13 protein-coding genes and 1 tRNA gene are annotated in these 13,804 nt (G+C 62.9%); 10 read left to right on the forward strand and 4 right to left on the reverse strand.

Annotated features, from left to right (window positions below):
- Positions 1–75 precede the first annotated feature (75 nt).
- Complete coding sequence (locus B9N93_RS12420) at positions 76–699, reverse strand: TetR/AcrR family transcriptional regulator (RefSeq protein ID WP_085214088.1); 624 nt, start codon at positions 697–699, stop codon at positions 76–78.
- 69 nt (positions 700–768) lie between these two features.
- Between B9N93_RS12420 and B9N93_RS12425 the strand changes: the two genes are divergently transcribed.
- From B9N93_RS12425 to B9N93_RS24690, 10 genes are all read left to right on the forward strand, one after another.
- Positions 769–1,896, forward strand: coding sequence for an efflux RND transporter periplasmic adaptor subunit (locus tag B9N93_RS12425; RefSeq protein WP_125468955.1), 1,128 nt, complete (start codon positions 769–771; stop codon positions 1,894–1,896).
- Positions 1,893–5,009, forward strand: a complete 3,117-nt coding sequence (locus B9N93_RS12430) for an efflux RND transporter permease subunit (protein WP_085214090.1) — start codon at positions 1,893–1,895, stop codon at positions 5,007–5,009. Before B9N93_RS12425 ends, B9N93_RS12430 begins: the two co-directional genes overlap by 4 nt.
- Positions 5,006–6,460: an efflux transporter outer membrane subunit gene (locus tag B9N93_RS12435; RefSeq protein ID WP_085214092.1), complete on the forward strand. Its 1,455-nt coding sequence runs from the start codon at positions 5,006–5,008 to the stop codon at positions 6,458–6,460. The genes B9N93_RS12430 and B9N93_RS12435 overlap by 4 nt, the downstream gene beginning before the upstream one ends.
- A 72-nt stretch (positions 6,461–6,532) precedes the next feature.
- The gene (locus B9N93_RS12440) at positions 6,533–6,907 is read left to right on the forward strand and encodes an alpha/beta fold hydrolase (RefSeq protein WP_085214095.1); all 375 of its coding nucleotides are present in this window, start codon (positions 6,533–6,535) and stop codon (positions 6,905–6,907) included.
- Positions 6,908–7,086: 179 nt separating this feature from the next.
- Positions 7,087–9,126: a thioredoxin domain-containing protein gene (locus B9N93_RS12445; protein ID WP_085214097.1), complete on the forward strand. Its 2,040-nt coding sequence runs from the start codon at positions 7,087–7,089 to the stop codon at positions 9,124–9,126.
- 213 nt (positions 9,127–9,339) lie between these two features.
- Positions 9,340–9,714, forward strand: a complete 375-nt coding sequence (locus B9N93_RS12450) for a VOC family protein (RefSeq protein WP_085216267.1) — start codon at positions 9,340–9,342, stop codon at positions 9,712–9,714.
- Positions 9,715–9,755: 41 nt separating this feature from the next.
- The gene (locus B9N93_RS12455; protein ID WP_085214099.1) at positions 9,756–10,436 is read left to right on the forward strand and encodes a helix-turn-helix transcriptional regulator; all 681 of its coding nucleotides are present in this window, start codon (positions 9,756–9,758) and stop codon (positions 10,434–10,436) included.
- Positions 10,437–10,539: 103 nt separating this feature from the next.
- Positions 10,540–10,615: transfer RNA gene (locus tag B9N93_RS12460), tRNA-Phe, on the forward strand.
- Positions 10,616–10,655: 40 nt separating this feature from the next.
- Positions 10,656–11,126: a hypothetical protein gene (locus tag B9N93_RS24685; RefSeq protein WP_125468956.1), complete on the forward strand. Its 471-nt coding sequence runs from the start codon at positions 10,656–10,658 to the stop codon at positions 11,124–11,126.
- A complete protein-coding gene (locus B9N93_RS24690; protein WP_125468957.1) occupies positions 11,123–11,392 on the forward strand; it encodes a hypothetical protein in 270 nt (89 codons plus the stop codon). The genes B9N93_RS24685 and B9N93_RS24690 overlap by 4 nt, the downstream gene beginning before the upstream one ends.
- A gap of 302 nt (positions 11,393–11,694) precedes the next feature.
- Here the strand turns inward: B9N93_RS24690 and B9N93_RS12475 are convergent, their stop codons facing one another.
- The 3 genes from B9N93_RS12475 to B9N93_RS12490 are packed head-to-tail and all read right to left on the reverse strand — an operon-like array spanning position 11,695 to position 13,747.
- Positions 11,695–12,225 (reverse strand): metal-dependent hydrolase, encoded by a 531-nt coding sequence (locus B9N93_RS12475; protein ID WP_085214105.1) that lies wholly within the window; start codon positions 12,223–12,225, stop codon positions 11,695–11,697.
- Positions 12,226–13,053: a hypothetical protein gene (locus B9N93_RS24695; protein WP_125468958.1), complete on the reverse strand. Its 828-nt coding sequence runs from the start codon at positions 13,051–13,053 to the stop codon at positions 12,226–12,228. It lies immediately after the preceding gene.
- Complete coding sequence (locus B9N93_RS12490) at positions 13,034–13,747, reverse strand: hypothetical protein (RefSeq protein WP_085214111.1); 714 nt, start codon at positions 13,745–13,747, stop codon at positions 13,034–13,036. The genes B9N93_RS24695 and B9N93_RS12490 overlap by 20 nt, the downstream gene beginning before the upstream one ends.
- Between the last annotated feature and the right edge of the window lie 57 nt (positions 13,748–13,804).

Here is a 13,804-nt window from a genome sequence, read left to right on the forward strand (position 1 = left end):
TCCCGGCGGGCGGGGCATTGTCGCATAAGTCGGTGGGAGTGACTCTACATGAACCCATTTTTGCCAGACAGCTTCTCAATCCCTCCCATAAGCCTTCATAAACATGTCCACGTTCCTCTCCAAAAGGCGTTCGTCCTCTTCGGACGTCGGCTTGCCCAACCCCAGCATGGCCTTTATATGGGCGCTGCCGAGGAACAAGGAGAGGAACTGGTCCGCCCCGGCCCCGGTATCGTGCGGAACCAAGCTACCCGCCGTCACGGCGCTGTCCAGGAAACCCCGCACGCGGGCAACGATGCCCAGCGGCCCCTGCTGGAAGAAGGCGCTACAGGCGTCCTGCTGCACACCGGCTTCCGCGAACAGCACGCGCTGTTTGCGGATCACCTCGTCGGCGCGGATCAGCCCCAGGAAATGGCGACCGATGAGGGTCAGCGCTAGACGTGGCTCCCCGTAGGGCAGGCTCACATCGCTCCCGAAATCGAAGGCGGCATCGATGCGCTTGCCTATCGTGGCCTCGAATAGCGCCTTCTTGGTGGGGAAGTAGGCGTAAATCGTCACCTTCGACACCCCCGATGCTTTGGCGACGGCTTCCACGCTGGTCCGCTCGAAGCCCTGCTCCAAAAATAATTGCTCCGCCACCTCGATGACCCGGCGCATGCGTTCGGGATCGCGGGGACGGCCCAGTTTGGGTTGCTCACTCATAAAATACTTGACCGTTCAGTAAAGTTATGTAGACTTACTTTACCGTCCAGTATATTTAATGGTGTCGCCATGAGCAAATCCGATTCCACTACCCGCCCCACGCGGCCCTGCCCGTCGCAAGCCGCCCCCATGCTTTTGGGCTTTCTGCTGTTGGCGGGTTGTACGACTCCACCGGAAAGTCCCCAACTGCCCCGGCCCGTCCGCGTCGCCCAAGTCGGGGAAGCCGCCGTCCACACCACCGCCGGGTTCGCGGGCGAGGTCACCGCCCGCCGGGAAACCGCGCTGGCGTTCCGCATCGCCGGGAAACTGGAAGCCCGGCTGGTGGAGGTGGGGGACCGGGTCCGCAAGGGGCAGGCCGTCGCCCGCCTCGACGCCAACGACTACCGGCTCGCCACCCAGAACCTAAAGGCGCAGTTGGCCGCCGCCCAGGCCGAAGCCGGGTTCACCCGCGCCGACTTGGTCCGTTACCGGGAACTGCTGGATCAGCACATCATCGCCCCGCCGGAATTCGACCGGCACCAGACCGCGGATACGGCGGCGAAGGAAAAGGTCGCCGCCCTCGAAGCCCAACTGGCGCAAACCGCGAACCAACTGCGTTATTCCGAACTCGTGGCGGAGCGCGATGGCGTCATCGCCGGGTTCAGCGCCGAGGTGGGTGATGTGGTCGCGGTGGGCCAGCCGGTGGCACTGCTGGCCCAACTGGACGAAAAGGAAATCACCCTGCATGTACCGGAGCAGCGTATCGCCCAGGTCGCGCCGGGGCAGGCGGTCGAAATTACGCTGTGGTCGCAGGGCGAGCGGCGGTTGCGCGGGAGCATCCGCGAAGTGGCCCCCGCCGCCGACCCCGCCACCCGCACCTACCGCGTGAAAGCGGTGCTGTTGGAGGGCCGCGAACAGGCGCTGCTGGGCATGACTGCCACGGTTTGGCTGGCGGCCACCGCGCCCGCCGCCCTGGCCGTTCCCCGCTCGGCGGTCTTCACCACCCACGACGATCCGCAGCGGCCCAAGGTCTGGCTGGTCGAGGCCGGTGCCGTCCGCTCGATTCCGGTGACTTTAGGCACGCCCCTGGACGGCGAACGGATCGTGGTCGAGGGCGTCGCGCCCGGCCAGACCGTCGTCAGGGCGGGCGTGCAGCGGCTCATCGAAGGCCAGGCGGTGCGCGTCCTCGCCAGCGCCAACGACCGGAGCCAACCATGAACCACTTCAACCTCACCGCTTGGGCGCTGCGGCACCGCGCCTTCACCGGGATGCTGATGGTGCTGCTCCTGGTGGGCGGCGTTGTGGGCTATGCCCTCATCGGCCAGGGCGAAGACCCCAAGTTCACCTTCCGGGTCATGGTGGTCAAGACCCTCTATCCCGGCGCCACCGCCGCCGAGGTGGAAGAGCAGATCACCGACCGGCTGGAGAAGAAACTCCAGGAACTGCCCCATCTCGACTACCTCCGCAGCTACTCCAAGCCGGGCGAATCGGTGATCTTCATCAACGCCCGCGAGGATACCCCGCCCCTGGAAATCCCCGATATCTGGTATCAAGCGCGGAAGAAGACCGGCGATATCGCCGCCGAATTGCCGCCGGGCGTGGTCGGTCCCTTCTTCAACGACGAATTCGGCGATACCTACAGCGTCATCTACGCCTTTTCCGGCGAAGGCTTCGGCTATGCCGAATTGAAAGACCTGGCGGAATCGGCCCGCCAGCGTTTCCTGCGGGTGCCCGACGTGGAAAAAATCGACCTCATCGGCGCCCAGGACGAGAAGATTTTCGTGGAGTTCTCCGACAAGAAACTCGCGGAGTTGGGTTTCAGCGCCACGCAGATCGCCGAGGCCCTGCGCGGCCAGAACGCCCTGGTGTCGGCGGGGCGGGTGGAGGAACCCGGCCAAAACCTGCCCCTCCGCATCACCGGCAGCCTGGCGACGGTGGACGAGATCGCGAACCTGGCTTTCCGGGTCAATGGCGCGTCCCTCAGGATCGGCGACGTGGCGACCGTGCGCCGGGGCTATGCCGAACCGACCGAATTCAAGATGCGCTTCAAGGGCAAGGAAGTGGTGGGGCTAGGCATCACCATGAACCCGTCCGGCGATGTGCTGGCCATGGGTAAGGCTTTACAGGCGGAGATGGCCCGTATCCAGAACGAGCTACCGGTCGGGGCCACCCTCGAACAGGTGGCCGACCAACCCAAGGTGGTGAAGCGGGCCATCGGCGAGTTCCAGCAAACCTTCTTCGAGGCCTTGGGGACGGTGCTGCTGGTGAGTTTCCTTAGCCTCGGCTGGCGGGCCGGTTCGGTGGTGGCCCTGACCGTGCCCCTGGTGCTGGCTGGGACGCTGCTGTGCATGCTGGTGTTCGGCATCGGCCTGCACCGCATTTCCTTGGGTGCTTTGATCCTGGCCCTGGGGCTGTTGGTGGACGATGCCATGATCGCCATCGAAATGATGGCCCGCAAGCTGGATGAAGGCTGGGACCGGGTCCGTGCCGCCACCTACGCCTATGGCGCGACAGCGTTTCCCATGTTGACCGGCACCCTCATCACCATCGCCGGGTTCCTGCCGGTGGGGTTGGCCCGTTCCTCGGCGGGCGAATACACGGTGGCGATTTTCCAGGTGGTGGGCATCGCGCTGCTGCTGTCCTGGGTCGGTGCAGTGATCTTCACGCCTTACCTGGGCTACTGGATGCTCAAGGGCCACCCGGACGGGGAAGCCCACGGCGAGCAGTTCGACACGCCTTTCTACCGTAGGCTGCGGCGCTGGGTGGGCTGGTGTGTGGACCACCGCCGGGCGGTGATCGCCCTGACCCTGGCGCTGTTCGGTCTCGGCATCGCCGCCATGAGCCAGGTGCCGCAGCAGTTTTTCCCGCTGTCGAACCGGCCCGAGTTGATCGTGGACCTGTGGCTGCCCGAAGGCACTGCCTTCGCCGAGACCGAGGCCGCCGCCCGCGATATGGAAGCCGTCCTCGCGAAAGACCAAGACGTACTCGACTACACCAGCTATGTGGGCGGCGGCAGTCCGCGCTTCTTCCTGCTCATCACCCAGCAATTGAATCATTCCAATCTGGCCCAGATCGTGGTCATGACCCACGATAAAGCCGCCCGCGAGCGGGTGCTACACCGCTTGCGGGCGTTGTTCCAGACCGATTTCCCGGAGGTCCGGGGCCGCGTCATGCGCCTGGACGTGGGGCCACCCCAGGAATACCCGGTGCTGTTCCGGGTATTGGGCGAAGACCCCACCGAGGTGCGGCGCATCGCCGACCGGGTCAAGGCCATCGTCCGGGCCAATCCCCACACGGTGGACGTGAACGACGACTGGGACGAGCGCCTGCCCGCGTTGCGTTTGAAGCTGGACCAAGATAAGGCGCGGGCGCTGGGGGTCAGTTCCCTGAGCTTGGCGCAAGCTCTGCGTAGCCATTATTCGGGGCTGCCCGTGGGGCAGTTCCGGGAGGGCAACGAACTCATCGACATCGTCTGGCGCTCGCAGCCGCCACAACGCGCCTCGGCGGACGGATTGCCCGATGTGTCGGTGCAAACCGGCAATGGACTAGCGGTGCCGCTGTCGCAACTGGCCCAACTGGAAACCGTGTTCGAGGACGGCATCCGCTGGCGGCGCAACCGCTATCCGGCGGTGTCGGTGCGGGCGGACATCGTCGATGGCGTCCAAGCGCCGGACGTGGCGACCGAAATCCTCCCGGACCTCGCCGCGCTCCGGGCCGAGCTGCCGCCCGGCTATTTCATCGAGACCGGCGCGGCCAAGGAGAATGCCGAAATCGCGCAAAAGTCCATCTTCGTCTGGATTCCCCTGGTGCTGGTCGCGACCTTCGTGCTGCTGATGCTGCAACTCCAGAACCTGGCCCAGGCCTTCCTGGTCTTCCTGACCGCGCCCTTGGGCGTCATCGGCGCGGCCTTCGCGCTACTGCTGTTCGGTGCGCCGTTCGGCTTCGTGGCCCTGCTGGGCATCCTGGCGCTGGCGGGCATGATCATGCGCAACTCGGTCATCCTGGTGGACCAAATCCAGCAGGACGAGCAGGCGGGACTCGGTACCTATGACGCCATCATTGAATCCACCGTCCGCCGCTTCCGGCCCATCCTGTTGACGGCGGCCGCCGCCGTGCTGGCCATGATTCCCCTGTCGCGCAACGACTTCTTCGGTCCCCAGGCCATCACCATCATGGGGGGGCTGATCGTCGCCACCGTGCTGACGGTGTTCTTCCTGCCCGCTTTGTACGCCGCTTGGTTCAAGGTGGAGCGGGCCGCCGGACGTGAAACCTCAACCGGGGAGGTCCAGGCCGCACCCGAGTTTTCCCATGCCACGGGAGATTTACGATGAACAACTCTTCAATTCAGCTCATTGCGCTTGCAACCGCCCTGGGTCTCGCCGCCTGTACCCCGACCCGCGTCGATCCGCAAGCGGCATTGCCCGCTGTCACGGATTGGCACAACGGCCCAGAGACCGTGACCCGCCGCGCCGAACTGGCGTCCTGGTGGCGGGGTTTCCGCGATCCGGTGCTAGACGAACTGATTGCCGGGACCATCGCCGCCAATCAAGATTTGCGTATCGCGAAGTCCAGGGTGCGGGAAGCACAACAGGGAATCACGGTGGCCGAATCGGCGCTGTACCCCACCGTAGAGCTCAGCGCCAACGGTGGCCGGGAGCGCAGCATCAACCGGATTTTCGCGGCCCCCGGACCCCAGGGCATCGAGTTGATCGCCCCGGCGGGCAATGCCTTCAGCGGCGGACTGGCGGCGCGGTGGGAAATCGACCTGTTCGGTGGTCGGCATCTGGAAGCGGAAGCCGCCACAGCCCAGGTCGCCGGAGCCCGCGAAGGCGAACGGGCGGTGTTGGTCGGGCTGCTGGCCCAGGTGGCGACGAATTATCTGGAGTTGCGCGGCGTCCAGGCCAGGATTCAAGTCTGGCAGGACCAGATCGCCAACGAGGCCGAGCGGCTGCGGGCGGTGCGGGCACTGCGCCAGGCCGGGTTGGCCCGCGACTTCGACGTGCAGCGCCAGGAAACCCAACTGCGCGCCACCGAAGCCGGGTTGCCGACCCTCGCCGCCGCCGCCGACACCCTGATGCACCGGCTCGGGGTCTTGTCGGGCCAGCCGCCGACCACCCTCAACGCCCGCCTCGCCGCGCCCGCGTCCTTGACGGCGTCGGCACCTCAATTGCCCAAAGTTTTACCGGCTGCGCTGCTGGACCAGCGGCCCGACCTCCGCCTTGCTAAAACCCAGGTGGATGCGGCGGCGGCCAGCCTGGGAGCGGCCCGGGCCGATCTCTACCCAAAACTGGTGCTTTCGGTCAGCGGCGGTTACGGGACGGTGGCGGCGGGAGGGTTTCCTGCGCTCGCGGAAGGCGTCTATGCCCTGGGTTCGGGCCTCTCCGCGCCCATTTTCAATGCCGGGCGCATCCGGGCGCAAATCGCGGCGGCGGACGCACGGCTCGACCAAGCGGCGGCGAATTACGAGCGGACCTTCCTGACAGCGCTGGAAGATGTCGAGAACGCTTATGTCCAGCACCGCGCGATGACCGCCCGGCGCGACCGGCTGCTCCAGGCGGAGGCGTCTGCGGAACGGTCCCGCCGGGAAGCCGACGCCCTGTTCCGGCAAGGGGCGACCGACCTCTTGGGGGTGATCGATGCCCAGCGCAGCACATTGCAGATCAGCGACCAACGCATCGGTGCCGAAACGGCCAGGGCGGTGGCGATGGTATCGCTGTATCGGGCTTTCGGGGGCGGATGGTCGGAAACTCCCGGCCCCCTGGAAGTCGCGGATGTCCGCTAAGGATGGGTTTGGCCGGGGAATGGCCAGCCCCACCCGTCGAACCTGATTTCACACAAACCCCAAGAGGATGCCATGTCTAACACCCTGATTCTTACCCTCATCTGGCTGGCCGCCGTGGGTGCCGCCGTCGTGCTGGCTTCCTTCGCCATCAAGGCGATGCGGCCCATCCCCGCCACCCCGGAACGGCTGCCCTGGGCACCGGATATCCCAGTCCGCTATGTCACCGTCAACGGCATCCGCCTGCGCCATATCGCCGCGGGCGAAGGCCCGGCCTTGGTGCTCTTGCATACGCTGAGGACACAACTGGACCTATCCGGGAAAGTCGTCCTCGCACTGGCCAAGCATTTCACCGTGTACGCGGTCCCCGCCGACTATTGGAATACCGGCACCGCCGAGAATGTCATCCGCATCGCCATGCTGCGGGCCACCCTTGCCAAATGCGCCTGAATTTTTGCCAGACAGCTTCTACGCCCCGGACGTTCCAGCATTGCTCGGGCAGGGCGGCCCCCGAACCGCCCTCCTTCATGGGCGGGGAAACCCGGTATTCGCGGTTCGCCTACTGTTTTCGGAATTTCCTACTGCTACAGTGTGGAACCATCCCCCAGGTTCTCCACGAGGAATTCCCCATGCATAGCGCCCACCACAACCGCCTCGCCGCCGAAACCAGCCCCTACCTGCGCCAACACGCCCACAATCCGGTGGATTGGTACCCCTGGTGCCAGGAAGCCTTGGACCTGGCCCGGCGCGAGGACAAACCCATCCTGTTGTCCATCGGCTATTCCGCCTGCCATTGGTGCCATGTCATGGCCCACGAGTCCTTCGAGGACGAAGACACGGCCCAGGTGATGAACGGCTTGTTCGTCAACATCAAGGTGGACCGCGAGGAACGCCCCGACCTCGACAAAATCTACCAACTCGCCCATCAGATCATGGCCCGGCGCGGCGGGGGCTGGCCGCTGACGGTGTTCTTGAACCCGCACAACCATCTGCCGTTCTTCGCCGGGACTTATTTCCCCAAGACCGCCCGCTATCAATTGCCGGGCTTCGTCACCGTCATGCAGCGGGTGGCGGCGTATTACCACGAACGCAAGGACGATTTGCACAAACACCACGATTATCTGGCCAACCTGCTGGCGACGGCGCAAGCACAAGATGGCGGTGTCCCCCTGGACCCGGCGGTGCTGGACCAGGCCCGGCACGCGCTGCTGGACGCCTTCGATCCGGTGAACGGCGGCTTCGGCGGCGCGCCCAAATTCCCGCAGGCCGCCAACCTGGGCTTCTTGCTGCGGCGGGCCGAAGCGGACGCGCCGCCCGACCCGGACGCGCTGGCGGTGGTCGCCACCAGCCTCGCCAAGATGGCCGAAGGCGGCTTGTTCGACCAGATCGGCGGCGGCTTCTGCCGCTATTCGGTGGACGCGGCCTGGCGGATTCCCCATTTCGAGAAGATGCTGTACGACAATGGCGCGTTGCTGGGCCTGTACGCGGCAACCCACCGGGCCACCGGCTTGCCCTTGTTCCGGGACGCCGCCATCGCCACCGCCGAATGGGCCATCCGCGAGATGCGCTCGCCCGAAGGCGGCTTCTACGCCGCCCTGGACGCCGATTCCGAAGGCGAGGAAGGCAGGTATTACCTGTGGACCCCGGCCCAGGTCCGGGCGCTGCTCGGCCCGGAGGAATACGCCGTGGTCGAGCCGCATTTCGGCCTGGACCAGCGGCCCAATTTCGAGGGCGAGGCTTGGCATGTGCAGGTGGCGCTACCCTTGCCGCAAGTGGCGGCGCGGTTGGATATCGCCGTGGATGAAGCGGAACGGCGTTTGGCGGCGGCGCGGATCAAACTCTACGCGGCGCGGGAAACCCGGGTGCGGCCCGGCCTGGACGACAAACTGCTGACCGCCTGGAACGGCCTGATGATCGCGGGCTTGGCCCAGGCCGGGCGGCTGTTGGAACGCCCGGATTTCATCGCGGCGGCGGAACAAGCCTTCGCCTGCCTGCGGCGGGCCTGCGTGGACGCGGACGGACATTTACTGGCGACCGACAAAGACGGCAAGTCGCGGCTACGCGCCTATCTGGACGATTACGCCTTTTTGCTGGCGGCGGGGCTGGAATTGCTGCAATGCCGTTGGCAGAGCGCCGATCTGGCTTGGCTGCTGGCACTGGCCGACCGCTTGCTGGCGGATTTCGAGGATGGGGACCACGGCGGTTTCTTCTTCACCGCCCGCGACCATGAAACCCTGATCCACCGCCCCAAGAGCTACGCCGACGAATCCATGGCCTCGGGCAATGGTGTCGCGGCCCTGGCCTTGCTGCGGCTGGGGTGCTTGGTGGGGGATATGCGCTACACCACGGCGGCGGAACGCACCCTGGTTTCCGCCGCCACGGCCTTGGACCAATATCCACACAGCCATGGGGCGCTGCTCACCGCCCTGGCCGAGTGGTTCGAGCCGCCGGAATGCGTGATCCTGCGCGGCCAGCCCGAAGCGCTGCCCCTGTGGGCCGCGACGGCGCGGCAGGCCGATCCCCGGCGCTGGGTGTTTTCCATTCCCAATGACATCGGCGATTTGCCGGGGGATTTGGCCGGGCGGATAGCCGAGGCGGGCGAAGTGGCCTATGTCTGCACCGGGACGGCTTGCTTGCCGCCGATCCGTACCCTGGCGGAACTGGGCTAGGGCGCTTTCGGTTTGGGTGTACGCTCGGCGCAGGGTGGACATGTACCCACGCCCACCTTTGCAAACGGTGGCTGTGAAGCCGGATAGATGGCGCGGATCGGCGACGAATCCCCTTCCGGGAAATTACCTAATGGCCAAACACTACTGACACCACGCTGTCAGGAGAACCGCAATACCATGGCCGCTCCTTAACACTTCATTATGGAGCGGACCATGAATAGCCATATAGCCACCTGGTTTGAACTGCCGGTGATCGATATGCAACGCGCACAAAGCTTTTATCGGAATGTGCTGGATGCCGGGTTCAAAGACGAGGAAATGAACGGTTTCCAACTGGCGATCTTCGATGCCGAGGCCGGGGCCGTCAGTGGTATGCTGGTGCTGGGCGAGCAGTATCAACCCAGCCCAACCGGCGCGGTGGTATACCTCAACGGCGGCGAGAACCTCAACACGCCGCTGGACAAGGCCATTCAAAACGGTGGCAGCGTACTGGTGCCGAAAACGCCGATCCACGACGGTGAATGCGGTTATTTCGCGCTGTTCTTGGACAGCGAAGGCAACCGTGTCGGTTTATATTCACGGGCCTGATCCATCCGCCGGGGGCCGCTGATCCGGCCCCCCATTCCACGATGCGCCGCGCCGACCGACTGTTCCAGATCGTACAAATCCTGCGTAATAAACGCTTGGTGACGGCCAAGGCGCTTGCCGAGCGCCTGGAAGTATCCGAGCGCACCATCTACCGGGATATCCAGGATATCAGCCTGTCCGGCGTACCCGTGGAAGGCGAGGCCGGCGTCGGCTACCGCTTGCGGCATACCATCGACATTCCACCGATCATGTTCAGCGCCGACGAAATCCAGGCTTTGGTGGTCGGTGCGCGGATGGCCAAGACCTGGGCGGGCACCGAGTTGGGTTGCTCGGCGCAATCGGCGCTGGACAAGATCACCGCCGTCATCCCCGCCGAACTCAAAACCAAGATCGAAGACAGCAAGCTGTTTTCGCCAAGGTTCTCGCAGCGCCAGGACTTGGATATCGACCTGGATATTTGCCGCAAAGCCATCGACGACAAGCGCGTGATCACCATGAGCTATCGCCGCGCCGACGGCGAGCAAAGCCTGCGCCGCATCCGACCGCTGGGCTTGTACTTTTGGGGCAATGTCTGGACCTTGGTCGGCTGGTGCGAGCTACGCGCCGACTTCCGTAGCTTCCGCCTGGACCGGATGCAAAGCCTACAGCCGGAAGATGCGGCTTTCACCGATGCCGAAGGCCAAAGCTTGCAAGACTTCCTCAAGCGGATGAACTGTGAGTAGCTATCGGCAAGCGCCGGGCACTGGCAGGATGGTACCGCTTCATCTTTTTTAAACATAAGGCTTGACTCACCCCCCAGAACATTGTTTAATAGGCGGCTCAAGCGGCTAGGTAGCTCAGTTGGTAGAGCAGGGGATTGAAAATCCCCGTGTCGGCGGTTCGATTCCGTCCCTGGCCACCATACAAAACAAAGGCTTACGCGGTTTTCCGGGTAAGCCTTTTTGTTTTTCCGAAAAAAATTCCGAAAATCATTCCTTCCCGGCGGGTTTCGCCCTCCCCGGCTTGCGGTTGTAGACCCGTTCCGTGATTTTCGGATCGGTGTGCCCTGCCCCGGCCCGGCGCTCGGTTTCCTCGGTGTCGCTGATACCTTTGGCCTTCAAGTCGTGGAATGTGAACCGCTCGGCCAGGCCGCGGAGCTTGAAACCATGCTCAAGGAGCGGCACGAGCGGCACAGCGAAACAACACCAGTGGATGAACTGATAGCCGAAGCCTTCCACGTCGAGAAGACGGAAAAGAGTTTCGGCCACCGGCATTACACGGCAACGCGCATCTTGATCGAATGCGGCATCAAGGAACCCAAGGCCGCGCAAGCCAGCATGGCAAACGCCTATTTGAAGCGGATGGGATTCAAGCAAGTCCAGAACGAAGGCTTGCGAGGCTATTGGCTGGAAAAGCGCCCATACAGGCCATGACCACTATTTTTTTCCAGGAAAGCGTTTTTTGCCTGCTTCCTTGCTTCTTTCCAGTATTTCCAAGGGTTCCATGGCAAAAACCCTGCTTCTATCCTGCTTCTATCCTGCTTCTATCCCAATCTCCAGAATCAGAGAAGCAAGGAAGCAGAATAGAGGGGAAGCAAGCAGGAAAAAGCAGGAAAAAAGCAGGTTGCTTCCCCTGGAACCCGCGCCGTTACTGGAAAGAAGCAGGGAAGCAGGCATTTTCGGGTTTAAAAAAAAAATAACTTCACGGTCACCGAAAGCGGTTCTCCTTCCACTCCCTCGCGTCGATTACACCCAGCACCAGGAGCAACACCTAGCCCCAGGGCAGCGCCCGGAAAACCCCCCAGGATCATCGTTTTTTTTCCTCGCTAAATACATGTGCCTCACCGCAATTCCGCAGTGAGTTTTAAGAGGTACGTGTATGAAAAATAAGAAATTTGATGGTTTTTTGAAGTTGGTTGAACGTTACGTTACTGCTTGTATTGTTCGAGAAGTCCTTAACGAACTTTGGGATCTGATTACGGGGGGGTAACCCCCTTTCCTATCACAGCCACCGGAAACGGTTGTCCTTCCACTCCTTCGCGTCGATCAATCCCGACTTGTAGTAGTCGGCCCAGTCGAAGAGGAAGGGCGAGAACTCGCCGCCTCCCCAATGTCGGGAAAGCATCCCCACCGCAACGCACGCCAGGACCACAGCCCCGGCGAACCAGTATTCCCCGCTCTGGCCCGTGCGAAACCTGCCGCCGAACAGATGAAAGCGCCGATCCGACCACCACCCGAGCGGAACGCCCTGGATCGTGCAAGCATCGGCCACGACATGGGAAAGCCCACCAGCGGCGAACGCGGCCACGACATGATGCCAATCCCACAAGACCAGGCCGAACGCCAGGCCCAGCAGCCAGTAAGAAACGAAGTGCGTGACGGTGCGATGTTTCGGCGACCGGCGACCGAATAGCGGCGGAATCCATTCCAGCCAATCCGGCGCGGTTGATCCGGCAACGGCCACCGGCACCAAGACCGGGTTCCATACCGCAGTTACGGCCCCGGCTATCAAAACATGGTTAATCCATTTCATTTACCTAGTTACCTCGACTAGATAATTATTAACTTGGTCGTAAATCTCGTCCCGGCATTGCCCGGCCAGGGCAAGCCGCGCCGCAACTATCGCCGCCCGCGCCGCGTCCAAATCCCCGGCAGCAGTCGCAACCTCTTTCAGATAGCCAATCTGTTCTTCTGCCGGGGCTATTCCCGCCTGGACCCGCTCTTGGCTTCGAGCTTCCACGCTTTCACCTATCCCGATCATCCTTAACGCCCTATCCCGATCCGCCAAAGCCTTTAGAAGCGCCGCCACGTTCGCGGCCACTTCGCCGCGCCGCTTGGCTTCTTGTTCCCTCATACGGAATTGCTCATCAGCGGAATACAAGGGCATTTCCGCCACGATACCGGCGTAATACCTGGATAACCCGGCTGTGTCGAATGTGGATACCGTGTTGTTTTCGGTATATCTGCCACCTGCGACAGCTTTGATTTCTAAACCCCATTTCGGCCTTTCGGGGAAACAATTAACCACTGTCTTGAATAATGAATCAGCATCTATTTCCTTTGAAAGTTTAATCGGGGATATATGGCGGAAATCATCTCCTTCCCGACCACCAAAGCGCGGGATTTTGTATGGTTGAACCTGGGGCGGAAGCGGGGCTTTATCGCGAGTCGGCGCGGGTTGAATCTTCGGCGGTGGCGGTTCTTCGGCGGGTTTGTCTTGCCATGGGAAGTCATACGCCTTTGCCGGTTTGATGCTGGCGTACACAGCCAGCAGGAACACCGCCAGATATATCAGCAGCAATAAGAAATTCAGGCCCACCAAGAACGGCCAATAATCCGGGCTAGTTTTGTTTCGCGGCACGGCGACCACTCCCCAGCATCTTCAACCCGCCCAGCACCGCCGCCAGTTCCCACGATCCGGCCATCATCGCGGCCATGATGAGAATCCACATCAGCATGGGCGTAGCGTCATAAGCGACTTCCGAACCAAGGCGGAACGTTTGTGGTTCAGCGGCGAGTACATCTTTCCGCAGGCCCGGCGCTATCCGGCCTTCATCCGCCGCCGTCATCACCCACACACCAGCGGCCCGCACGCAGTCTTGAACCAACTTGAGCTTTCGCCCGCTCAGGTTGTGCGCGTCATCCACGAACAGCACCGCGCCGGTTTCCCGCAGGTATTCCGGGAGCATGTCCACCCGTTCCCACGCCTTGAGCCGCGACCAATGCCTGTCATCGTCGGAGTTCTTCCGGCTGGCCCACCAGAGTTCAAGCTGTCGGGTATCCGTCCACGCCGACAGCGGGCGAACCGCGGCCAGATGAAGCGGTTCCGCCGCCCTGGACGCCCACACCCGAGCGGCGTCCTTCCTGAGCCGGTCGAGCCAGTAGCTTTTTCCCGAGGCGTGCGCACCTGTGATGAGAACAGGCCGCTTCGTGCTGATATGCCGCTGTTCGAGTACTTCCCCGAACTTCCGATTTTTCCGCACGTAGAGCGCTTGAGCGTGTTCGCGCCCATCGGCCCGCTTCCGGTAATGCTTTTTGATCGCCAAAAACTGCATTTTGACCCTCCGAAATCTCTCGAAAAACGTCACGTTTTCCCCGTCAATTCCATTAAA

The organism is Methylomagnum ishizawai, from assembly GCF_900155475.1.
GTDB lineage: Bacteria > Pseudomonadota > Gammaproteobacteria > Methylococcales > Methylococcaceae > Methylomagnum > Methylomagnum ishizawai_A.